We start from the raw sequence: 24,238 nt of genomic DNA on the forward strand, positions 1-24,238 counted from the left end.
AGCAGGTTAAACACGCACATAATGCCCCCTTAACCCACTCGCGGACAACGTGGCCCCATTTTTTATATGATTTTAATCTAAATAGTTACGCTCTTATCCTGCGGGCAATGCCGTTCGTACCTGCTTATCCAACAGACAACATCCCACTTGCGGCCGTAGCCCCGGTTACCTGCCCGGGTATAGCAGCTTTGCCGCCCGGAAAGGAGTGTCGGCGGCCTGTAGCAGTTTGGCTTTCAGGCGGGGGTTGTAGTCGGGTCGTTCGGTCAGAAATGTGCGTACCAGGCCAGCTACTTCCGGGGTCTGGTAACTGCCCAATGTGGCCCGCAGCCACGATTCGGGAAAAAAGATATCGCCCGTGCGCTGAATGGTTTCGAGCAAGTCAAGGCTGGGACGGAGGTATTTAGCCGACGTACCTGCCCGCAATGGATGATGCAAATAGCCCAGCGCTGCCGTAACGTAGGCTTCGCGTTCGCGGTTGGTTACGTCGGAAAGCGAAGCAAAAAAGGCATCCCGTTCCTGCTCATTGGCCGATAGGGCGGGCATCATGAACTGCAATCGTTTTCTGCGGTCCGGGTTTTTAATTCGGGCCAGTTGCTGTTGAAGCAAACCCTCGGCGGGGTAATCGCGTACGGCCAGGGCAAGGGCCAAACTTGTGTAGTCGTCTTCGGTGAGGGTGACGCCGGCGGGGGGCTGCTCCTGTTTCCAGATCGCGTAGAGCCGGTCGCGGGCTTCGGTGCTGAGCGCAATGCTCTGGTAGCAGCGAAACAGCAGTTTTTTGTTGCCGGCCCTGGGCTCCTGCTGCAGTGCCTGCCAAACAGCCTGTTCCACCGAAGCAGCCAGCGCAGCCCGGTTTTCGGGGCGCGTGAATCGCCACACAATGTCAGACAGTTGTGTGGTGAGCAGCCGCACGTTTAATTCTTCGTGTTCCTGGGCTACCTGCTGCTGATACAGCGTGGCCAGTTGCGCGGGCGTGACCGACATGCCACTCAGCATGTTCTCATACAGGTTGATATACGCCGCCGCCCGCGTAACCGGGTTAACAAGTTTTGCCAAATTTGGCAGCATTCGCTCATCAACCGGAAACAGCCCGTACCCCTGCCCCGATGCGTTGAACACCACAAACAGCGGCTCGGCCTTGCCAACGGCCTGAGGCAGCATCACCGTTGGCTCGTTCATATTGACGGTCAGTTCGTCGACATGATCCGGGTACACCAGGGCCACCTCAAACAACTGAGGCCACTGTTGATTTGGCCCCGCCTCGGCCACCTGCGACAATGACAACCGGGTGATCTTGTGATTGGCGGCCTGAAGCTGGTATGAGAACCGGGGCCGACCGGTTTTATTCACCCACACCTGGTTCCAGCGTTGCAAATCGGCGGGGGTGTAGGCGTCCAGTATGGCAATGAGATCGGGCCACGATGCATTACCGAACGCATATTTTTTGAGGTAAGCCCGCAGACCGTCGCGGAGGGCCTCTTTACCCATCAACCGTTCCAGCTGCCGCATCATGATGGGTGCTTTATGGTAAATAATGCCGCCGTAGAGCGTGCCCGCCTCCTGCAAATTGGCCAGCGGTTGCCCAATGGGGTTGGCCCCTTCGGTACGGTCTACATCGTAAGCCGCCGGGAAATGGGCAATCAGAAATTCGAGGTCGTAATTACCCCCCGGCATACTGACCTGGGTGATCTTGTCGGCCATGAAATTGGCAAATACCTCTTTCATCCAAACGTCGTCGAACCAGCGCATTGTCACCAGATCGCCAAACCACATGTGCGCTGTTTCATGGGCAATAAGCGTGGCGCGGCTCAGCATCTGGTCGCGGGTAGCACCGTTGTCGAGAAACAGGCTGGCAGACCGGTACTGAATGGCCCCGATGTGTTCCATGCCGCCGTACTGAAAATCGGGGATAGCCACAAAATCGAACTTGGCGAAGGGATACGGAATCTGGGTGTACGCTTCCAGAAACGTAAGGGCATTGGCGTGGGTAGCAAAGATGGGTTCCAGGCTCAGCCGCAGTTTTGTCGAATCGGTTTCGCGATGGAGAAAATGCATCGTCCGGCCATTACGTTGCTGCGTGATACGGTCAAATCGCCCGGCGGCAAACGAGAACAGGTACGTGCTGATGGGTTCGGTGGTGCCAAAACGTAGCGTTTGCTGGTCGGCGGTGCGGCTCGAGTCCAGCAGGGCCGCATTGGTCATGGCGTGCCAGGTGGCGGGAATGGTTAGCGTCAGTTGAAACGAGGCTTTCAGATCGGGCTGGTCGAAGCAGGGAAAAACGGTCCGCGCCCGGTCGGGCACCAGCAGCGTATAGAGGAAATCATCATTGCGGTTGAGCGACAGATTCCCCGCCGTAAACTGGATAACAACCTGATTGGTCCCGGCTTTCAGCTGGTTTGGCAATAGCAGGATATGCTCTTTCTCAAATGAAATGGGTACGTCTCTGCCATTTACCGAGAGGCGCTGAAGGTGGTCACGTTGTTCTTTAAAATCGAGCTGTACGGGCTGATTATCGCCTTTCCAGTTGAAGCCGATAGTTTCCGAAGCCGAAATGGGTTGCTGCTTTTGGGCGGGAATAGTAAACTGAAGCGCGTAGGTCAGCCTATCGATTGTCTGCTTACGGTGCATCGCCAGCGTTTTCGACACGCCCGTTTCCAAAGCTGGCTTATGTTGTCCGAAACAGACCATCGTAAACAGCATCGGGATAAAGCAAAAGGCCTGTAATAGTGGATAGTGAAAGACGGAAAGCGGTGATCGCATATAAAGCAGATGAACGAGTTATGGGTAAGCTGTACTGTCGGGTTCGCTGGCCTGATAGTACAGCTTTACAACGAAACGTGGCTGGCGACCAATTATAATTGTCGCCCTGGCCATTCACCCAAAACTAGCCTTGCCCTATCCTTCTCACACTTGGCAGATGCGTATATATTGGGTAATTTTTCGCTTATGTTTCTTCGACAATACCACCCGCTGAGGCTGGTACAGCTTTAATCAGCGACCCTGTTCGGTACCTTATCATTCGCTTTACGCCCATGAAAGCTCTAGAGATTAGCCTGATCAAAGACAGCAACCAATCCTTCACGTTCTACCACGAAAAGAACCCGTTTTCGAGGTGGCACTATCACCCTGAATATGAACTGGTACTGATTCACAAGGGTACGGGCAAGCGTATGGTGGGCGACAGCATCGACCGGTTCGACGAAGGCGACCTCGTCTTTGTAGGGTCAAACCTGCCCCACGAATGGTTGTGCGATGACCATTTTTTCAGTCCCCCAGCGCAGTTTGCCGGTGAAGGCATCGTGATCCAGTTTACCGAGAATTTCCTGGGTGATAAATTCTTTAAACTCCACGAAAACAAGCGGCTGCGAAAAATGCTGGACAGCTCCACGCAGGGCTGTATGCTGACGGGTAAAACCAAAGAAACCATTACCGAACTGATGCTGAAAATGATTTCGATGGACGCTGAAGATCGCTTTTATACCTTGTTCACTATTTTCAGATTATTGTCGAAAACGAAAGAATATACCTTACTGGCCAGTCCTAATTTTACGGTATCCTTTCAGGCGGATGGCGGCAACTCGATCAGGAAAGTAATCGAGTATATTATGCAGCATTTCCACGAAAAAATTCAGATGAAAAAGATGCTCGAACTGGCCAATATGTCGAGCACTACGTTCAGCGTTTATTTCAAGAAAACATACAACATGACGTTTCAGGAATATGTCCTGAAAGTGCGTATTGGCTATGCCTGTAGTTTGCTGACAGACAATAACTTAAGTATCGCGCAGATAGCATTGCAGGCTGGCTTCGACAACCTGTCTAATTTTAATCGCCTGTTCAAAAAAGTCAAAGGAAATACGCCGAAAGAGTTCAGAAAAAAGGCACTGGAAAACGAACGCTTTGATGACTACTATGTGTGAAGTAGTGTATTGCTTTTACGCTTGCCGTAGGCTTCGCGCTGTAGGCCCTTCGACAGGCTCAGGGTGACAGGCTAATAAGACAGATTCTTGAGTTGATTCTGGTTTCCTGTCACCCTGAGCCTGTCGAAGGGCAGCAGAGCGCGAAGCCTACAGCAAGCGTAGCCACAACAAACGTTATAATCATTTCCCCCAGGTACGTCGAAACAGGCGAAGCCAGTTGCCGTTAAAAATCTTGTCAATATCAGCCTGACTATAGCCCCGGCGGCTTAAAATCGATTCGTATTTCGGTAAGTCGGCAATGGTATCCAGATCGTAAGGCGATTGTTCCAGGCCAAATAGCCCGTCCAGATCCGTTCCGAAGGCGATGTGGTTAGCGTTGCCGGCCAGTTGGCAAATGTGGTCGAAGTGATCGACCAGCTTTTCCAGGTTAATGCCCAGGGCCCGGGGGCTATCGTGGCCGCCCAGCTTCACGTCGTTGTGCAGCATCCACGTATCCAGCGCCCCGCCAATGACGCCATCGCGCTCGATAATGGCCCGTAGCTGATCATCACTAAACTGCCGCTCGCCCCGAACCAGCGCCCGGCAATTCTGATGGCTTGCCCACACGGTGCCTCGAAACAAGTCTATCGCCTCGAAAAATCCTTTGTCGGTCAGGTGCGTCAGGTCCAGAATCAGGTTTAGGTTGTCCATTTCGCGCAGTAGTTCCCTGCCCGGGTATGTCAGGCCGCTGCCGTCGCTGTGGGTTCCGGCGGCGTAGCGCCCCGGCCCGAAATGGGCGGGACCAATGGCGCGCAGGCCGTTTTCGTAGTAGCGGTGCAGGTAACTGGGATCGATGATGCTGTCGGCGCCCTCCAGGCTGAGGATATACCCGACTGGCTTCGTTTCGTTCGGGATGGTGACGTCGGCCCACAGCGCCAGGTGTGCATCCAGTTCGGGCAGGTTGGTAATCTGCGTCAGCTCGCCCTGATCTTCCATCACCCGGTACCAGGCCAGTTGCCCCTGCGCAAAGGCGTAGGCCTGTTCGAACGAATGCCAGCCCACCAAGTTCAGCGACGGGATGGGGCGGCCCACGGCCGAAAAACGGGCAATGATGGTAGCCACTACCAGCCCCACATTCCCCTGACGCAACGCAGGCAGCGACACCGTGCCGTTGCCCCGGTCCTGCGTGTCGGTCAGCTCCAGAAAACGCTCTTTGTCACGGATAGCCTGCACGGGTAGTTTCAGGTCCCGATTCAGGCTCAGAGCGTTGGTAGCCAGATCGAGGTGCGCGTCGATGATAAACATGGGGTTATTGGTTAATCCAGTTTCCGACCCACCACAATCCGGTTGTTTAGCGTGTCGGTGATGAACAGGGTGCCCGTGGGCAACACCACGAGCGATTGTGGGTCGAAAAATGCCGCCGCACTGCCCACGCCGTCTTGGGCTTTTTCAATCAAGTACTGCCCGCCCAGCGTGGTCACAGCCCCCGCCGGACTGATCTGCCGGATCAGGTCGGCCTCGGTATCGGCCACGAAAACGGTGCCGTCGGCGGCCACAGCAACCCCGGCGGGCCGGTTGAACAGGGCTTCGCCAATCGGGCCGTCCCTGTGCCCCGCCCGGCCCGGAATACCGCCCAGTGTTGTCACGTTACCGCGTGGGTCAATTTTCCGGATCACGCAGTTGCCGCTGGGTTTGCCGTCGTAATCGGCGTCGGTAACGTAGAGGTTGTCTGCTTTGTCAATGGCAATACCGATGGGCTTGTTGAACCGTGCCCGGCGACCACGGCCGTTGGCGTATCCCTTCACGCCACCCAGCCCGGCCAGGGTCGTTACCCGGCCGTGCGGGTCAATTTTCCGGATGGTGTAGTTATAAGTGTCGGTCACAAACACCTCGCCCCGGCTGTTGACGGCCACCCCCTCGGGTTGGTTGAACCGGGCCTGATCGCTCACCCCATCTGCCGTTCCCGACACGCCCGCCTTTCCCGCCAGCGTACCCACGCGCCCGTCGGGCGAAATAGTACGGATCAGGTGGTTTTTCATGTCGCAGACGTATACCGTGCCGACCTTATCGACGGTCAGGCCGTGGGGGCGGTTGAAGAGCGCCTGGTTGCCGGGGCCGTCGGCATAGCCGGTGGTCATGGGTTGCCCTGCCAACAAGGACACCGTACCGTTTTTGTCGATTTTTCGAACAATGCTGGATTTGTATTCCGTAATATACAGCGTACCGGCATCGTCGGCGGCAATGCCCTCCGGTGAGCGTAACAGGGCCGTTTTGCGGTCGCCATCCCGAAAACCATCCACACTACCCGCGTAGGTATCGAAGCGGTAACGTACCTGCGCAACGGCATGCCAGGAGGCCCACAGCAGTAGCATGGGCAGAAGATACTGTCTCGGTTTCATGGCTCACTTAGGCCGAACTGTGATGATGACTGGCGCAGCTGTTGTATGCTCATTAGCACGGTCAAATGCCCTGGCAAACAGCGTGTACGTACCTGGAGCCAGCTGGGTGACACGGGTCGTGTAGGGGGCAGTGCTGTCGATACCCACCCGCATCGAGTTAATGAAAAATTCCACCCGACTGGTTTGCCCGGACACGGCAGTGCTGATGGTGAACGTGCCGTTTGTTTTAGCCGTGGCGGAAGGCGCGGTAATGGTAATTGTTGGCGAACGGGACACGTGCCATTTCTCGGCGGGCGTGACCAGATTACCCTGCCAGTTGGCACCGTATTTCACCAAATCGAACGATAACCCCTGTTGTTTTTTTAGGGTTGCTCTTACCCTTTTTGCTATGTCTGTAAACGCTGGCGTAAACAGCGGAGGGCCTTCTTTCCACCAGTTTTCGTCGGGTTCTGTCCAGATCCACACGTACTTGTCGGTTGTCAGCAGGGCATTATACAATTGATTCTCCCACCACCTATCGTGCTCAGCTGGCGAATACGTGTGCGGCCATTTATAAACGCCATAATACAAACTCGGATAAATTCCGTGGCCGATCTGAACCTGCTTTTTGTATTTATCCTGCAAATCCGTTGCGCCATAGGCAGGAAATCTATGCCGCCTGAATTCGGTATAGATATCGGTAAACATGGTCGATTCCTGGTAGTAATAAGCCATCTCATTACCATCGACCAATATGTCGTTTAGTCTGGCCGCATCGAGCATACCGTCCTTAAACGATAACCAAAGCAATTGCCTGCCCGCCGTGGTGTCGTAGTTGTTCCAGTGGTCGCCAAACCAGATGAAATCGAGCACCGTCAGGGGGTTCGGTACGTGCGCCTGGAGTGCGGTCATGAAGTCGTGACCCCGCTGCCTGCACCTTGCTTTGACCTGCCCCAAGCTGTGCCCCTGATACCAGGAAGGGTCATATTTCCAGCCGTGCGACCCCTCGTAGTAGTTTTCGTTATCGAGAAAAACACCCTTGAAACCACCAGCACGAATCATTTTTGACACCATGCCGGCGTTTTGCGTGATTATGGACCACTTACGGTCATCGAAAAAATCGAGCGACAGTGAATCGCCGAAATAGAGGATGACAAAATTGTCTGTATACCTACCCCATTTTATGGCCGACACGGTCTTCAGCTGAACATCGTCTTCTGTCCAGAGCCGGTCGCCACGCAGCATCAGATAGTCTTTGGCGAAGTTTCCGTTCATCGACGCCGCAACGCCATCGAGGTAAGGATGCCGGGCCTGCATAGCGGCGATATTATCGTTTACATAGGCCCACTGTAAACTGGCACTCGTTTGAATTAATTTTTTGTCTGTCGACTGATGAACGGCGGGGAAAAGGCTGCTTCCGGGCACAGTCTTTCTGTCCATCACATACTGGGCAACAGCAGGCCCGGCCACCCAAAGAAAAAAGCTGCTTAGCAGCCATGATAGCCTCTTTACACCTTGTGTTTTCATAGTAGTGGCTGTGGCCGGTTAATTTCCACAAAAAAGACACGACCAACGCGCTGCGGTTGCGCTGGTCTGCTCAACAAGCGTTACACGACCGTTCCATTCAGCTTTTCGGCTTCCAGCCGTTTTTTGACCAGGTCGCCGGGGTACTTGGCCGACAGTCGGCTGATGTCGAAGGCAAACTCTTCGTAGGCTTTTTCCCACTCCTTTGCTTCCTCGGGTGTGTAGTCGTAGAAACCCTTGCCGTTGACAATGCCGTTGCCCCCCTGCCGGGCAATATCCTCGATGAGTTTGGGTACGTGCGCCTGGTTGTTGAGCGTTGGAAACAGGTCTTTCATCACCGTATAATAGGCCTGCAACCCGGTGAGGTCCATGTAGCGAAACAGGCCACAGAAGGGCATCCAGTGGCCCCCGTCGTTGCGGCAGGCGCGGTCTACATCTTCCACAGTTGCGTAGCCGTTTTCGACCAGGTAGAAGGCCTCCCGGTACATGGCGTACATGATGCGGTTGGTGATGAAGCCCCGAATGTCGCGCCGCACCAGCGTGGGCTCCCGGCCCCAGGTGGTGGCCCGCTCATAGAGCTTTTCGGCCAGGGCGGGGTCGGTGAGGGGGTTGCAGACGATCTCCAGAAATTTGGTCGTAAACGCCGGTTCGGCCCAGTGCATGCCCATAAACCGGTGCGGACGGTTAACAAAATCCTTCAATATCGTGTTGGGAATGGCCGACGTGTTGGTGGTCAGGATGGCATCGGGCCCAATGTGCGCCTCCACGCTGGCGTATACTTTTTTCTTGATCTCCAGGTTTTCCGTCACGCACTCCGACACCAGGTCGCAGGAAGCCAGTTGGCTGTAGTCTTCCGTGAGCGTCAGCCGGGCCAGGTTTTCTGCCAGTGTGTAGGCCGAGAGGCCCTGCCGGTAGGCTTCGCGCAGGTGGTGCGTTATTTTGGGGAGGGCCTTGTCCAGATCAGCCGGGATGGGCGCCACCGCCACCACGTTGTTGCCCGCAATCAGTAAGGCCGACACGATGCTGCACCCCATCAGGCCTAAACCCACTACGCCCACCTCACCAGGTTGTCTTGTCTCGTTCATGTTGTTTACTGCTTGATTATGAATCCAGTTTGCTCATCACCCGGTCAGCTACCCGGAGGGCCATGTCAATATCGCCGGTGGTGTGCACGGCTGATAGGTACCACAAGCCCCGCCCAATAATCCGTATGCCTTCGTCGTGCAGGCCCGCCACAAACCGACCCAGTTTGACTTTGTCATAGGCCTGCACGTCGCGGAAGTCGTTGACCTGTTTCAGGTCGGTGAAGCCGGTGTGCAGCATAGGCCCCATGCCCTGCACCAGCAGGTTCTGGTTGTAGTGCCGACCTATAGCGCGCAGACCGTCCATCAGCTGCCCGCCGAGTTGGTAGATGTGGTCGTAGACCCCCGGCTGTTCCAGCACCTCAATCGTACCCAGGGCGGCAGCCACGGTCGAGTTGCTGGAGTTCATCGTGCCCGCGTGAATGACTTTGGCGGTTGTAATCAGGTCCATCCATGCCCGTTTGCCCACAATGGCCGAAATCGGATAGCCGCTCGCCATGGCTTTGGCAAAAATAGACAGGTCGGGTACAACGTTGAAATGGGCCTGCGCACCACCCAGCCCCACGCGGAAACCCGTAATTACTTCGTCGAAAATGCAGGTGATGTCATAGGTTGTACACAGGTCGCGAATGCTTTCCAGGAAACCCGGCTGGGGCAAAATGCAGCCGTTGTTGCACATGACCGGCTCGGTGATGATAGCGGCAAGCTCGTGGTGATGCGCCGCTACGGTTTGCCGCAGCAGGTCCAGGTTGTTCCAGGGAAGGGTGATAAACTCATCGCTCACGCGGTCGGGCAAACCGGCCGTCCAGGGAAAGACGTTGGGGTGTTCGGGACTGCCCAGTGCGTCAACAGACGGCATAGACAGGCCCCAGGCTACGTTGTCGAGCCAGCCGTGGTAATGGCCTTCAAACCGCAGAAATTTGGCTTTGCCGGTTTTGGCCCGCGCCAGCCGGAACGCCGTCTGAACAGCCTCTGACCCGTCGAGGCAAAACCGCATCAACTCCGCCGAGGGAATAAGCTGCTGTAGCTTTTCGGCCAGTTCAACCTCCAGAATATGCTGCCCGGCATACAGTTGCCCCAGGCGGGCGTAGTCGTCTACGCGCTTGGTTACGTGCGGGTGATTGTGCCCCACCAGCAGCGGCCCCTGACTGAGGGTGAAATCCAGGTACTCGTTGCCGTCGACGTCATAAATTCGGGTCCCTTCGGCGTGCGAATAGAAGATGGCATGCGGGTGGTTGTACTTCCTGAATTCGGACGACACGCCCCCGGCCAGTGCATTTTGGGCCCGTGCCAGCAGGGCCGCCGACTGCTCGTATGATCTCATATCAGCGGTTGGGGAGCTTAACGATGGCATCAATTTCTACTTTCAAACCCTCGGCCAGCACCGATTGTACCGTGGTGCGGGCCGGGCGTATGCCCTGGAAGTAGCTGGCATACACCTGGTTATACCGGTCAAAGTCGGCAATGTCGGCCAGGTGAACGGTGCACTTCACGATGTCGTCGAGCGTACCGCCTGCCGCGTCAATGATGGCCCTGATGTTGTCCAGGGTGCGGGTGGTCTCTTCTTCGATGGTTCCCAACACAAACGCCGACGTCCTGAAATCGACGGAGGCCTGGCCGCTCACAAACAGAAAACCGTCGATCAGGACGCCGTCGGAATAGGCGCCGGTCACGAACGCCGGGTCGCGGTCGGGGTGATGGATAGCTTGTTTCGACATAAAGCAAGTGGTTATTGATGAATTCTGTAGAGGCCCGCACCATGCGCGCTGATGGGGTACGTGAACCCGTCGCTGAACGTACCCAGCTCCTTTTTGGCCCACAGGTCTCTGACCTTATACTGGTTGCCCGGCAAACCCAGTTGCTTCCAGGTAACCCTGGGGCTGACCGGCTCTTTGGACTCCCATTGATTAAAAAAAGCGAGGTACTTATCCGGCGACTCGGCCACGTCGGCGGTCCAGATAATCATGGCGTTTTTGAATTTGATCTGCCGGTTGTGCAGGCTGTTGCGGTTGGCACTCAGCGCTTCTTCGTTGCTCACCAGTTGCAGCGTCAGCGGGTCAGTCTCGGGCAGGTGGCCGCCAAACATCAGCGGCATTCTCGACATGTACCAGAGCGTCAGCAGCGTGTGCAGTTCGTCTTTGTTGAAATTGGAGATACGCGGATCAGGACCTTTGTAGGACAGGCCGATGCCGATTTTACCCACGGGCAGCATGTCCAGATCAGGCCAGTAGCCCGGTTCGGCGTCTTTCACGACCTTGCTTGCCACCGGAAATCCTTTTTTCAGCATCTCCCACACGTCCCAGAAATCGTTGCCGGTGCGGGCCATGTGGGCGTTTTTCTTTACCACGTCCAGCGGCAGGTTGTCGGGCACTACGCTCAGCACCATGGGCCGCCCCGAACTGCGAACGGCCCGGCTGATGCCTTCCAGCTCCGGTACGTTCACCACGTCGTCGACCTTGACGTAGTCGACACCCCAATCGGCATACTGTTTAAAGACAGAATTGTAATAGGTCTGGGCACCCGGCTTTTTCATGTCCACGCCGTAGAAGCCGTCATACCACACACAGCCGCTGTCGGGCTGCGAAATGCTGGCGCACAGCAGGTCAGTACCCTTTATTTTCCGGTTATCGGCACTTGCTTTCCAGGGAATGCCCCGAAGCTGGTGCAGGCCGAATTTCAGACCCAGGCTGTGCACGTAGTCGGCCAGCGGCTTGAATCCCTTCCCGCCCCGCGCCGACGGAAACTTGACGGTGTCGGGCTGCAAAATACCGTACTGGTCGATGGTGTAATTGGGTTTGGTACTGATCGTTTCGTGGACAAATGCCTCGAAATCACTGTCTTTGGCGTTGGCGTACCAGCACTGGTCGATGATGACGTACTCATAGCCCAGTTTTTTCAGGTTTTTGGCCAGGTATTCGGCGTTGGCACGTACCTGTGCTTCGTTCACCGTCCAGCCGAAACAGTCCCAGGAGTTCCAGCCCATGGGTGGCTTCAGGGCAACCGACCGGTCCAGGGGCGGCAGGGTGTCGGCGGCGGTTTGGGTGGGGACGTCGGCCTGTTTCGATGTGCAGGCCGCCAGTTGCACCAATGTCCCGAGCAACAGACCAATTTTGCCTATATCAAGCAACTGTTTTTTCATGGTAGCACTAAAAAAATGGTGGTAAATCAACTTAATACGTTGGCTGACTGCTTCGACCATCCGGCCAGTTTATGACCCCAGGTTGCGTAGGCCAGAATACCCAGATAAAGTGGAATAAGCATCAGGATAGATCGCTGCGGTGCCAGTGGATTGGCATCAATTAATCGACCAAACAAGAGGGGGAAAACAGCTCCGCCAATCACCGCCATCAGCAGTAAAGCCCCGCCTACTTTGGTGTGTTCGCCCAGTTCGCGCAGGGCCAGGCCCCAGATCGTTCCCCAGAGCAGGGCCGTGCCAAAGCCAGTGAGCACCAGGCAGTAGATCGACGTCATTCCCCCGCTCACGTAGGCAATTGTGGCCAGCACCACGCCCAGCACTGCCGCAAACTGCAACGCCTGCTGCTGCGATACGTACCTGGGGATCAGCAGGATACTACTCAGATAGCCAAACAACATGGCGCAGAGGCCGTAGGTCGGAAACTGACGGGCCTCGGCCATCGACAGGCCCAGCGCCCGGCTGTAGATAATGATACTATCGACCGGGATCATCTCACAGGCAGAGGCAAAGAACAAGGCCAGTACCCCCAGCAGCAGGTGCGGGTACTGCAACACACTACCTTTCTGCTGGCGGCTTTTGCCACCGGGCTGCGTGCTGGACTGGGTATCATCAATTTCAGCGAGACCCGATGCATAAATGAAAACCGCCATCAATAAAAGTGCACCCGTAATAGCTATGTATGGGTTCACTATTTTCAATGCGTACTCATCCAGCATCGCCGATTTTTGTGCTGGATTCAGGTTGGCTGTTTTTGCGATAATTTCATCGGCATTTAGCAGAAAAATAGACCCCAGTAACGTAATGCTGATCATACCGGCCACTTTGTTGGAAATGCCCAGAAACCCGACGCGTTTGGCGGTACTTTCTATGGGGCCCAGCACGGCAATGTACGGGTTGGCGGCAGCCTGCAACAGGGTCAGCCCGGTGCCGGTGAGGTAGAGTCCGGCCAGAAACAGGCCGTAGGTACGGGTGTAGGCGGCGGGCAGGAACAGGATGGTGCCACCCGCCATAACAATCAATCCCAGCACCATGCCTTTCTTGTAGCCCGTGCGTTTCAGGATCCAGGCGCAGGGCAGGGCCATCACGAAATAGGCGCTGTAGGAAGCAAACAGCACCAGCGATGCCTGGAAGTTGGTCAGTTCGAGGCAGATCTGGAAATAAGGGATCAGGACGCCGTTTACCCAGGTGATGAAGCCAAAAAAGAAGAACAACGCACAAATAATTGTCAGGGAAACCAGGTAAGATTTTGTCTGTTTCATCGGGGCTTGCTGATTACGTGACTATTTGTAATGCGCTGATTTACTGCAGAATAAGTGCATCACCAACGCGAATGGTACCTGTACCGCTATGCACCGTGTTGCGGCCGAAAATGATGTTTCTGTTCACATTTCGATAGCCCGCCAGTGTCTTCAGCGGTTGGTTGGTGGGGCTGACCATACCGGTGGCCGGGTCTACGTTTGGGATCTTGCAGCGGGCGCAGTTTTCGAGGCCCGTAAACGAAATGCCATTGATGGTGAAGTGCTCAATCTCGTCTTCCTGGTAGGGCGTTCCACCCGCAAAAACGATGTTGGGCCGAAACCGGAGGATGGAGTAAGGCTCGGGCAGCCGGCTGTTCAACTCGTTCATCGACGCCTCACCCAGCAATAGAAAAGGGTACGCATCGGCAAAGGAGGTCAACTTACCCGCCGGGTGATAGCCCGACGTTGTATCTACGGGCCGGTTGCTGCTTTCGGGCATAAACACCAGCTTGCAGTAGCCGCCGAGTACATCCGAAAACCAGTCGGCAGCCTCCTTCCCCTCGCTCCTGGCCCGGACTGTGGCGTTCCAGATTGTCACGTCCTCCCCATCACCATTGTCGTCCCGAATCGGAATCGTGAGTGGACTGGCAGGCTGTTCACCAGACGTTACCACCAGTTGGTTGTCGATGAGGGCCGTGTGCAAAAGGGCCATCTTCGGGTACTCCCTCAGCGTCAGAAACTGATTATGGGCATCAACCAGCATCCAGCGGCGGTCGTGCTGTAGCCCCCGGTCGGTTACTACCGCGGCCGGCACCGGGAACCCGGCCAATGATTTTACCGGAAAAACAAACAACTGACTTACTGTCAACATGTTACTTGGTGAGTTGAAAAACGAGTTCCTCCATTTTTGCGCTGATTAGGGCTTCGGCATCGCGCGCCATGCAGCTACTGCGGGCGCGCCAGGTTTCGTAGCCGCCCCGGTCCAGTTCGTGCGCGGGGGGGATGTAGCCGCCATAGGCATTGGCCAGACAGATGGAGAAATAAGGCCGGGGAGCAAACGCTTCTTTAAGCCGTAGCCCCGTTTCGGCAAAAAACTCACCCGGCAGCGCGCCAATAACCAGTTCACCGATTCGGATGGCCTGCACGGTTAGCGGCAGCTGATCGGGATAGTGACTCAGCAGCACCTGTTCGCGGTCATAGATGCGCTGGGTGACGTCTTTTTTCAGGCTCAGGTTGTCGAAATCGTTGTCGATAAATGCCTGCGTGGCCACCGCCAGTTCAGCTTCTGATGGCTTCCGAACACCCACCGTCACGTCGTCACAGGCCACGCCAATCGCGGGGTTTTCAGACCAGCGTAGGTCGGGCAGGGCGCCGATCACCCGCTGCGCCAGCGTTGTACCGATGAGTTTGGACTTGGCGTAATGTTCGGTTGGCAGGCGGTCAGGATGCCTGAAATCCCAGATGTTGACGTCGCCACTCGTGCCATTGCTCATTATACCCACAAACCACTCGCCAGCAGGCAGTTCCTGGGTGAGGTGTTGGGCAAATTGACCGAAATAATCGCCTGTAATCGAATCGTCGGGCCAGTCGGCGGCGTAGTGAAGCGAGTAGTTGGCAAGCAGGGCAATCCAGGTATCGTCCAGGCCCCTGAGCGCCAGAAAACATAGTTCAGGATCGGGCACGGCCACCGGTCCAATGATCTGATGCTCACCGCCAAACGGGTTGGTTTTTACCAGATCGGGCTGGCGCGTTACCGGATTGTGGGCCACAAATTCGGGCTGCATCTGATAACGGCGACACACCACAAACTCAGGTGCATCCACCGAACCCGTTGCCATTTTGGCGGGCGTCAGCCGACTGTTGGCTGTCACGACCGCCGCTACAATCTGGGGAAACAACCGGGCTCTGTAGGTCAGGTCGGCGGCTCCGCCCAGCAGCCCAACCACCGCCCCGGAGGCGTGGTTGTGGTTGCTGGCCAGCAAAATATGCGCCGGCTCGATACCCGTTTGCTGGTGAATGTCGGTTTTGATGGCCGCCATATAGTCGGTTGCCATGATACAGATGTCTACCACAACGATGGCCGTTTTGGTGGCCCCGTCCTGCATTACCAGGGCTTTTGCGTACAGCGGATCATGAATGAAGCGGGCATAGTGCGGCAAAAAATCGACACCTACTATGGTACCCAGCGGTGGTGTAATATCGACCTGTGCAGCCCCGGCCAAAAAAGTAGATGTATGTTCCATACTGTGTGATCAAATGGCGATTAAGTACACGTAATTAACAATACTATTTTTCCGGTCTCTACGAAGCCGCCGCTTTTAACTTTATCAAGTATTTATATCAAAGCTATTAAGAAAAGAGGTTTGTTCATCTAGTCTACGTGTTGACAGGCAAAAGCCGTTTGTGATACTAATCTACAAAAAAGTGGTTTTAACTTTCACTTCACACACACTAGTCAGCTGCAATAGGCTCAATATACCGATGTGTATGAGACAAACTATATACGTAAACTTATCAATATTATCATTTTACAATTAACTGAAAATCAATGATTCAGTGTAAATTTCTTTATTCTCGCCAATGCAGAAAGGCATAAATAGTTTAACCAGTCACTATGTCAACGCTTCATACCGGGCAGAAAAAGCGTCTCTATTCGACGCTTAACGATCAGTTAATTTCAGTAAAATAGTATTATAAATGCGATCAAAAGTATTGTCCAGCGATGCTATTACAGCTATACCTTTATGTAAGTATTTCTCTGCGCAACGCCCCGTAGCTCGTAGCCAATTTTATACGGCAACTGCTCTATTTTCTGCTCCATATTATATACGTCGCCTGGCGGTTTATAGCGGCGACTGGTCGGCTTTATTTCGATTAAACGTGTGCATCTCTATTGACGTCAATTTTCCGTTAAACCTGTTATTTTATGGCTAAATACGTACTAATCTGCTTTGGGGTTTTTCTGCTGTCGATTACCTCGCTCTGGGCGCAGGATCGGCAGCTAACCGGCACCCTGCGCGATGAACAGGGGCAGCCCATGCCCGGCGCGAACGTAGTGATCAAGGGTACGTCGCGGGGTACGTCGACCGACGCGGTGGGTGAGTTTCGCCTTCAGATACCCAGCGGTGGCACCACGCTCACGATTTCGTCGGTAGGCTACCTATCGAAAGAAGTGACCGTAGGGACGGATCAAAACCAACTCAACGTAGTCCTTGCTGCCGATGCCCGGCAGCTTCAGGAAGTGACCATCACCACGGCGCTCGGTATTGACCGAAACGCCAAAACATTAACGTATTCCGCCCAGCGCGTAGAAGGCAGACAGCTGACTGACGTGCGCGACGCCAACTTTACCAACACCCTCAACGGCAAGGTGGCGGGCCTGGTGGTGACGCAGGGCGCGGGCGGTCCCGGTAGCGCTTCGCGGGTGATTCTGCGGGGCAATCGCTCCATCCAGGGCAACAACAGCGCCCTGTTTGTGGTCGACGGGGTGCCTATCGACAACTCTAATAGCGGACAGGTAACGAGCGATTTCGGGGGCTTCAACGGGTCGGACGGGGCATCAAACATCAACCCCGACGACATTGCCTCCATCAGCGTATTGAAAGGGGCGGCGGGTTCGGCGCTGTACGGGTCGCGGGCGGCCAACGGCGTAGTGATGATCACCACCAAACGTGGTAAATCGGGCAAGGTCGACGTGAACGTCAACTCGGGTGTGGCCATGGAATCGGCGGCGTTGTTGCCGCAGTTTCAAAACGACTATGGGCAGGGCAACGGCGGTGTGGCGTCCGACAAATCCAACGGCAGCTGGGGCGTTAAAGGGGCGACGACGTACCCGAATAACGTGGCCAATTTTTTCCGGAATGCCTATTCGACCAACAACAGCGTGGGCATCACGGGCGGGTCGGAAAAAATCCAGTCCTACGTATCCTACACCCACAACTACAACCAGGGCATTGTGCCCAAAAACGACCTGACGCGCCATACGCTCAACCTGCGGCTGAATACGCAGATCAGCAGCCGCCTCACCACCGACGCCAAGATCACCTACATCAACCAGTCGATTGATAATAAGGTCAGGGTTGGCGAAGGCGGCGTGGTGTTGAACGCCTACAAGGTGCCCCGCTCGGTAGACCTGGCCGACTACAAGAACGTGGCCGATGAAGCTGGAAACCCCCGCTACTGGACCACGTCGTCGGTGTACATGAACCCCTACTGGACGGTCGACCGGATTGCCAACAACGAACTTCGCAACCGGGTGCTGCTGCTGGGATCGGCCCGCTACGAACTCACCGACTGGCTGAGCGTGCAGGGCCGGGCCAGCTACGACCGCTACGACGATGCAAACACGTATCAGTACGCCGACCGTACCTTACTCTACGCACAGACGGGCGGTACGTATCAGGTAGCCAACGCCCAGAACATTGAGCGGAACATAGACATCCTGTTTCAGGGAAACAATGGCCTTGGTGGCGGGCTAAAACTAGCCTACAACCTTGGCGGATCGGTGAATGACCGCAGCAACATTTTCACCCAAACCAACGCCAATGGGCTGCTGGTGCCCAACAAGTTCGACCTGCAATTTGCCCGGACCCTCCAGGTGTTCACGGGTCTGGTGAAGCGGCAGTTAGAGTCAGTATACGGAACGGCCAGCCTGTCGCTGAATGACTACCTGATTCTGGACGTCACCGCCCGCAACGACTGGTCGAGCACCCTGCCCGCGCCGCACTCGTATTTCTATCCGTCGGTGGGCGTCACGGCCGTTGTGTCTGACATGACTACGTTGCCGGACGCCATCTCGTTTGCCAAAATCCGGGCATCGTATGCGCAGGTGGGTAATGACCCCGACCCCTACCGGCTGGCCCAGACCTACTCATTCGGGCAGGGCGGCACGGGGGGCTTTGTCAGCCGCGACGGCACCAAGCCCATCGAGAACCTGAAGCCTGAAATTACAACCTCGCTCGAAATCGGGGCCGACGTGCGTTTTCTCAACAACCGGCTGGGCCTGGATTTTACGTTCTACAAAACCAACTCCCGCAACCAACTGCTCACGCTCGGTCTGGCACCGGCATCGGGCTTCTCCGACCAGTTTATCAACGCCGGTAACGTACAGAACACCGGTTTTGAAATGTCGCTGACGGCCAAACCACTGGCCGCCAGTAGCCGCCTGCAATGGGATCTGACCCTGAATGCCGCCCGCAACAAAAACCTGATCGTGGCGCTGGACCCCAACATCAAGCAGTCTTTTCTGGGCGGCAGCTTTGGCCGGCTGGCCACACCAGTGGTACGGGAGGGCGGCTCGTATGGTGACCTGTATGCATTCCGCTGGCAGCGCGACGCCCAGAATCGGTTTGTTGTCGACGCCAACGGCAAGCCCCTGTCGAGCAAGGAAGCAGAGTATATCGGCAACTTCAACCCCAATTTTTCGCTGGGTCTGAACAACAGTTTCACCTACGGCAACCTCTCGTTCGGCTTCCTGATCGACGGTAAGTTTGGCGGCGTGCTGGCGTCAGGTACCGATGCCAACTCGGCCTTCGACGGCACGGCAGCCTACACCACCGCCAACCGCGACGGGGGCTGGATACTACCCGCCGTGACGCCCACCGGCGAAGCCAACACCAAAGCCATCAACGCCGAAACGTTCTGGACCACGGTATCGGGCGGGCGGTATTCGTGGGGTGAATTTTTTGCCTACGACGCCACCAACGTACGCGTTCGGGAGCTGACACTGGGCTACACCATCAACACACCCGGCACGTTCATCAAGTCGGCGCGGCTGTCGCTGGTGGCACGGAACCTGTTTTTCCTCTACCGCGGCAATGCCATCCTGGATATTCCGGGGGTAGACAAGCGTAAGCTTCAGTACGATCCCGACGTGAATCTCGGCGCGGGCAATTTCCAGGGCATTGAAAACGGCAACCTGCCCTCTACCCGCACCCTGGGCCTTAATCTGAAACTGGCATTTTAACCAAGAAGCAAGAGGTAAGAGACAAGAGGCAAGATAACAGAAGCCGTCTTGTCTCTCGCTTCTCGCCTTTTGCCTCTCATTTCTCCAAAAGACATGAACGCTATACTAAAAAATACGCTCTATTGTGGGTTGGCGGCCCTGTTGGTGCTGGGTCTGTCACGTTGCACAGATAAGTTCGCCGAACTGAATACCAACAAGACCAAGCTGACAACGCTGGGGGCAACAGAATACCCCTATCTGTTTTCCAAAGCACAATCGGCGTCGTCCTATCCATTCGACAAGTACCAGGTGGCGCAGAACCTGTTTGCCGACCTCTACGCGCAGTACTACGCCACCACGGCAACCTATTTCCCGTCTGACCGGTACGTTGTCAGGATGGACTGGCTCACGGCGCACTGGTACCAACCCTACACGCAGGTGGTGCCGCAGTTGAAAACCCTGCTCGACCAGACCGACAAGGCCTCGCCCGAAAACGCACTGGCCAGCATTATGTGGGTCTACACCTTCCACCGCGTCACCGATTATTATGGGCCCATCCCCTATTTCAAAGCAGGCGAACCGGCCTTTTCGGTGCCCTACGACGCGCAGGATAAGATCTACGACGACTTCTTTAAGCGCCTCGACGCGGCAACAGCGGTGCTGAAGACCAAAACGTCGGCCAAGCCCTACAACACGTTCGATCTGATCTACGGCGGCGACGTACCCAAATGGATCAAGTTTGCCAACACGCTCCGGTTGCGGCTGGCCCTGCGAATCTCAAAAGTCGACCCCGCCCGTGCCAAAACCGAAGCCGAAGCCGCCGTGGCGGGCGGCGTCATGACCGACACCGCTGACGACGCACTGATGGTGAAAACCCTCAACGGCGATGACTTCAACGGGCTGGCTGGCATTTCGGTCTGGAACGAGTTCCGGATGAGTGCTTCGTCCGAATCGCTATTGAAGGGATACGACGATCCGCGCATTGGGGTGTATTTCCAACCTGCCAGCGGCACCAAAACCTATGAGGGCCTGCGCAACGGATTGTTACCTGCCCAGCTAAACCAGCCCGCCAACTCGAACGATAACAACTCGAATATTGGCGAACGATGGGTGAAAGGGGCTGGCTCGGCCTGGGATTCACAGAAGACTACCCCCCAGGATATCATGCATGCGTCGGAAGCGTACCTGCTGCGGGCCGAGGGAGCACTCAACGGCTGGACCATGGGCGGCACGGCGCAGGCCCTGTACGAAAAAGGCATCGAAATGTCGATGAAGCAGTGGGGCATTACCGACGCGGCTAAAGTGGCGGCTTACGTTAGCAGCACCAAAACGCCGGTTGCACCGGGCGACGCGCTCAATTCACCCGCCCTGTCCAACATTCCCGTAAAGTGGGGCAGCACAGAAGCAGTGCAGCGGGAGCAGATCGGCACGCAAAAATGGCTGGCCCTTTTCCCCGATGGTATGGAGGCCTGGGCCGAGTTCCGCCGGTCGAGGTATCCAAAGCTGTACCCCATTGCCAATTCAGACAATGCCGACCTGCCATCGGGCACGTTCATCCGGCGAATTCCTTTCCTGGACCTGGAAAAGCAAACAAATGGCGATGCCGTGAAGGCCGCCGAAAGTTTGCTGAACGGCCCCGACAAAGCCAGTACGCCGCTATGGTGGGATAAAAACAAATAGGTGGTCTGGATTCCGGCCAGCGCACAAAAAGGCCCGCCAGAGAACTGGCGGGCCTTTTTGTGCGCTGGCCGGGTTGTCGCGCTAATAGTCGCCTCCGGCACCGCCACCGCCGAAGCTGCCACCGCCGAAACCGCCAAAACCACCGCCGCCGCTGTCGCCGCCACCGCCGCCCCAACTGCCCGACGAGCTACCCCAGCCCGAGAACGTGGTGTAGGGCAGAAACATACCGCCGCCCCGGTAGCCACTTCCCCCGCGGCCACCCCCACCCGATCGGCGCGAGATAAAGAAGATAACTAGTGCGGCAATGAACACCCAGAATAGAATGTCGCTCAGCGATGTATCGCCGTTACTGTCGCGTGGGTCGGCTTTGTATTCGCCGCTGGCCCGACGGATGATCTCGGTAGTGGCCTGGTCGAGGCCCTGAAAATATTGTTGCTGCTTAAAATTGGGTGCCAGAATCTGGCTGATAATGCGTTTGGCAATGGCATCCGGAATAGCTCCTTCCAGACCATAGCCCGTGGCGATATAGAGCTTGCGGTTGCCGGGGGCCCACAGCAGCACCAGGCCGTTGTTCTTCCCTTTCTGCCCCACGCCCCACTTCCGGCCAATAGAAAACGCATAGTCGGCCGCTTCATATTGCCCCGTCGATTTCACCACAACAATGGTAATCTGGGTAGACGTCGAATCGTTGTAGGTATCCAGTTTTCGCTCCAGTTGCTGCACCTCACTTGGCGAGAGCATACCCACAAGGTCGTTGACCAGTCGGGGTGGGTTAGGGCGGTTGGGCAGGCTGTCGTCAGGAACAGTCTGCGCCAGCAGAGGTGCCGACAGTAATAGCCCGATAACCCAGCTACCAAAAAGAGCCAGCCGCAAAAGACGAGAAAAAGAGGGAACGTGGATCACGGGAACGGAGGGTGTTGGCACAAGGTGCGCCGAGGGGTCAGCCAAGCGAAATATCATCCGATAGCTCGTTTTGGTCATCATCAACGCTGGGGAAATACTGTTTCAGTTGACGGCCCGCCTGCTCTATACCCCGGCTCAGGCCCTCTACATAGTCATTTTTGGCAAAATGCTGCCGCATCAGGTCTTTGATGGTATCCCAAAAACCAGCGGGCACCTTGGCGTCGATACCCGAATCACCCAGTACGGCGAATTTGCGGTCGTCGTGGGCCAGGTAAAAGAGCACACCATTTTGCTGGCGCGTCTGGTGCATACCCAGGTGTTTGAACACCTCGATGGCCCGCTGCATGGGGTCGCCGTTGGGGCAGTTAGCCTCCAGATGCACCCGAATTTCGCCCGATGTTTCCTGTTCGGCCTGCCGGATGGCGGCAATCAACTGCTGTTGCTGTTCGGGAGTGAGGAGCATGGCTTTCTTTGAACGAACACTGTATAATGAACAATCGGTCCGCCGATGCGGCACAATGTTGCTTACGCCACAGTAAACACTCTTGTACCGCATCGGCGGACCGATTGTTCATTATACAGTGTTCATTCCTTTCTATTTGCTGTCAAAATTCACGCTCGGTGCACTCTGCGCAGCCTGGCTAGCCTGGAAGAAGCCTTTGCGCTGGAACCCAAAGATGCCTGCAAAAATGCTGGCCGGGAACGTCCGCACGGCCACGTTGTAGTTACCCACCACGCCGTTGAAATCATTGCGCGATACGGCAATGCGGTTTTCGGTGCCTTCCAGTTGCGCCTGCAATTCCCTAAAGCCTTCGGTGGCGCGTAGTTGCGGATAATTTTCCGACACGGCTAACAGTCGCGACAGCGAACCGCCCAGCTGGTCTTGTGCCGCCTGGAATTTCTGAAGATTTTCGGGGGTAAGCTGGTCGGCGGTGAGTTTGATACTGGTTGCGTTAGCGCGCGCCTCAATCACGCTCTGCAAGGTGCTTTTCTCAAAATTGGCAGCCCCCTGCACCGTCTTCACCAGGTTCGGAATCAGGTCGGCACGGCGTTGGTATTGGGTTTGTACACCGGCCCATGACTGCTCAACGGCAGTATCTTTTTGCACAAGTCCGTTGTATGAACTACAGCCTGCCACGCCCAAAATGACGGCTATAACAATGAAAATGATTAGTCCTCTTGACATGATTTTTACGGTTTGATCGAAACTGGTTTGTGGTTCGTAAACGGCTCAAAGCTAATAACAGTTATCAGTTTTCGGCACACAGTGGTGTTGGGTGGTCATTTGCAGCGCATTACCGGCGTTTTTGTCATTCCATGTCTGCTGTACCTATTCATTCGCCCATACGGCAACATGAATTGGTCCGGGTCCCGAACCCCTCGTGCCAATACGTTATGAACCTCACAGGTAATTGACCTGGTGGTGGGTAGAGGGCTACATAGCCAAAAAGCCAGGAGGCTGCCGCAAGCTATGTGCGCGGCAGCCTCCTGGCTTTTATCTGCTGGTTCCTATCGCTTCTACTGCTCGTTCAGTGCCCAGTCGTAGGTCTGGTACGAGATTTTGGTGTCGTCGGTGATTTTGGTTTTCGAAAACTTGTTCACTACGTCTTTCACCGACATGCCTTTCATTTTCTTGAAATCACCACCATACCAGTCCAGGATTTTGGAGAGACTGGCCTGCTTGGCCGTGATCGAGTTTTTGGCGGGGTTGTTCAGAAAGTCGCTACCCTGATCGTCGAGTTGGGCATCGAGGCGGCTACCCTCAAACGCCTCATTGCGCAGGCGGGGGCACGATTTGGCCGCGCACACCAGCGCGAAGTGAATGCGTGGCTCCGAAAACTTCTTGCGGATAATGCCGTGCTCGATGTTGTTCAGATCGTAGGTCTCACCCCCGATTTTGATGAATTTAACATCCCATGGCGTGTTGACAAACGGGATTTTGATCTTCGCGCCAATGTCTTTGATGCTTTTCACGGGGTAGTGATCCAACACAAGCTGAATCGTGAACGCGTTGTAGGCGTTGATCCAGTAAGCCAGTTGGTCGTCTTTACTCCAGCTATCGACGGGGGCGTTTTTGCTCAGCAGATCGAGGTAGCTTTTTAGTTCGGCCTTGTCTTTGGCGAAGCCCTTATAGTTGACCATACCTTTGTTGTCGACGTGTTCTTTCAGCAATTTATTGAATATGGCGTGGCTGGGTGCTGCCGCTGACGTGCCCACAGGCAGGTTCACATTGGTTTTGTAGGAAACGAAGCCGAAGCACAGGCAAACAGCCAGGCCCAGGGCGAGTAGGATCTTCATGAGTAGTGATCGTTTTTGGGAGATATACGTCATTAACGCCGGTAAAGTTTTGATCATTTGCTTAGTAGATGAAGAGAAGATTGACGGGTATCTTCAGCA

At 55.5% G+C, this 24,238-nt stretch carries 18 protein-coding genes; 3 read left to right on the top strand and 15 right to left on the bottom strand.

Annotated features, from left to right (window positions below; genetic code table 11):
• Positions 1 to 165 precede the first annotated feature (165 nt).
• Positions 166 to 2,697 (bottom strand): M1 family metallopeptidase, encoded by a 2,532-nt coding sequence (locus tag J2I47_RS08855; RefSeq protein ID WP_207364305.1) that lies wholly within the window; start codon positions 2,695 to 2,697, stop codon positions 166 to 168.
• 332 nt (positions 2,698 to 3,029) lie between these two features.
• On the opposite strand from J2I47_RS08855, the gene J2I47_RS08860 reads away from it, so the two are divergent.
• A complete protein-coding gene (locus tag J2I47_RS08860) occupies positions 3,030 to 3,917 on the top strand; it encodes an AraC family transcriptional regulator (RefSeq protein WP_207364198.1) in 888 nt (295 codons plus the stop codon).
• Between the two features lie 180 nt (positions 3,918 to 4,097).
• Here the strand turns inward: J2I47_RS08860 and J2I47_RS08865 are convergent, their stop codons facing one another.
• The 10 genes from J2I47_RS08865 to J2I47_RS08910 all read right to left on the bottom strand — a co-directional run bounded on the left by J2I47_RS08865 (position 4,098) and on the right by J2I47_RS08910 (position 15,557).
• Positions 4,098 to 5,201, bottom strand: coding sequence for a dipeptidase (locus J2I47_RS08865; RefSeq protein ID WP_207364199.1), 1,104 nt, complete (start codon positions 5,199 to 5,201; stop codon positions 4,098 to 4,100).
• An 11-nt stretch (positions 5,202 to 5,212) separates the two neighbouring features.
• Positions 5,213 to 6,268 carry an NHL repeat-containing protein gene (locus J2I47_RS08870; RefSeq protein ID WP_207364200.1) on the bottom strand — a complete coding sequence of 352 codons (1,056 nt, stop codon included), beginning with the start codon at positions 6,266 to 6,268 and terminating at the stop codon, positions 5,213 to 5,215.
• Positions 6,269 to 6,298: 30 nt separating this feature from the next.
• A complete protein-coding gene (locus J2I47_RS08875; RefSeq protein ID WP_207364201.1) occupies positions 6,299 to 7,801 on the bottom strand; it encodes an Ig-like domain-containing protein in 1,503 nt (500 codons plus the stop codon).
• 80 nt (positions 7,802 to 7,881) lie between these two features.
• Complete coding sequence (locus J2I47_RS08880) at positions 7,882 to 8,883, bottom strand: 3-hydroxyacyl-CoA dehydrogenase family protein (protein WP_207364202.1); 1,002 nt, start codon at positions 8,881 to 8,883, stop codon at positions 7,882 to 7,884.
• Between the two features lie 16 nt (positions 8,884 to 8,899).
• Positions 8,900 to 10,204 (bottom strand): aspartate aminotransferase family protein, encoded by a 1,305-nt coding sequence (locus J2I47_RS08885; RefSeq protein ID WP_207364203.1) that lies wholly within the window; start codon positions 10,202 to 10,204, stop codon positions 8,900 to 8,902.
• A gap of 1 nt (position 10,205) precedes the next feature.
• A complete protein-coding gene (locus J2I47_RS08890) occupies positions 10,206 to 10,598 on the bottom strand; it encodes a RidA family protein (protein WP_207364204.1) in 393 nt (130 codons plus the stop codon).
• Positions 10,599 to 10,609: 11 nt separating this feature from the next.
• Complete coding sequence (locus tag J2I47_RS08895) at positions 10,610 to 12,019, bottom strand: glycoside hydrolase family 27 protein (protein ID WP_207364205.1); 1,410 nt, start codon at positions 12,017 to 12,019, stop codon at positions 10,610 to 10,612.
• 26 nt (positions 12,020 to 12,045) lie between these two features.
• Entirely contained in the window at positions 12,046 to 13,335 is a 1,290-nt protein-coding gene (locus J2I47_RS08900; protein ID WP_207364206.1) for a sugar MFS transporter, read from the bottom strand.
• A 40-nt stretch (positions 13,336 to 13,375) separates the two neighbouring features.
• Positions 13,376 to 14,185 (bottom strand): MOSC domain-containing protein, encoded by an 810-nt coding sequence (locus tag J2I47_RS08905; protein ID WP_207364207.1) that lies wholly within the window; start codon positions 14,183 to 14,185, stop codon positions 13,376 to 13,378.
• Position 14,186: 1 nt separating this feature from the next.
• Positions 14,187 to 15,557 (bottom strand): neutral/alkaline ceramidase family protein, encoded by a 1,371-nt coding sequence (locus J2I47_RS08910; protein ID WP_207364208.1) that lies wholly within the window; start codon positions 15,555 to 15,557, stop codon positions 14,187 to 14,189.
• Between the two features lie 683 nt (positions 15,558 to 16,240).
• On the opposite strand from J2I47_RS08910, the gene J2I47_RS08915 reads away from it, so the two are divergent.
• Both J2I47_RS08915 and J2I47_RS08920 read left to right on the top strand, forming a co-directional pair.
• Positions 16,241 to 19,279 (top strand): SusC/RagA family TonB-linked outer membrane protein, encoded by a 3,039-nt coding sequence (locus tag J2I47_RS08915; RefSeq protein WP_207364209.1) that lies wholly within the window; start codon positions 16,241 to 16,243, stop codon positions 19,277 to 19,279.
• 93 nt (positions 19,280 to 19,372) lie between these two features.
• Positions 19,373 to 20,938, top strand: coding sequence for a SusD/RagB family nutrient-binding outer membrane lipoprotein (locus J2I47_RS08920; protein WP_207364210.1), 1,566 nt, complete (start codon positions 19,373 to 19,375; stop codon positions 20,936 to 20,938).
• A gap of 81 nt (positions 20,939 to 21,019) precedes the next feature.
• Here J2I47_RS08920 and J2I47_RS08925 read toward each other — a convergent pair whose 3' ends face one another.
• The 4 genes from J2I47_RS08925 to J2I47_RS08940 all read right to left on the bottom strand — a co-directional run bounded on the left by J2I47_RS08925 (position 21,020) and on the right by J2I47_RS08940 (position 24,139).
• Entirely contained in the window at positions 21,020 to 21,841 is an 822-nt protein-coding gene (locus tag J2I47_RS08925) for a TPM domain-containing protein (RefSeq protein ID WP_374759901.1), read from the bottom strand.
• 37 nt (positions 21,842 to 21,878) lie between these two features.
• Complete coding sequence (locus tag J2I47_RS08930) at positions 21,879 to 22,304, bottom strand: TPM domain-containing protein (RefSeq protein WP_207364212.1); 426 nt, start codon at positions 22,302 to 22,304, stop codon at positions 21,879 to 21,881.
• A 132-nt stretch (positions 22,305 to 22,436) separates the two neighbouring features.
• On the bottom strand, positions 22,437 to 23,027 hold the full coding sequence (locus J2I47_RS08935) for a LemA family protein (protein ID WP_207364213.1): 591 nt from the start codon (positions 23,025 to 23,027) through the stop codon (positions 22,437 to 22,439).
• A gap of 332 nt (positions 23,028 to 23,359) precedes the next feature.
• Positions 23,360 to 24,139, bottom strand: coding sequence for a DUF547 domain-containing protein (locus J2I47_RS08940; protein WP_207364214.1), 780 nt, complete (start codon positions 24,137 to 24,139; stop codon positions 23,360 to 23,362).
• Positions 24,140 to 24,238: the final 99 nt, after the last annotated feature.

Origin of the sequence: Fibrella rubiginis, assembly GCF_017353185.1 — a bacterium.
In the GTDB taxonomy this organism is placed as follows: Bacteria; Bacteroidota; Bacteroidia; order Cytophagales; family Spirosomataceae; genus Fibrella; species Fibrella rubiginis.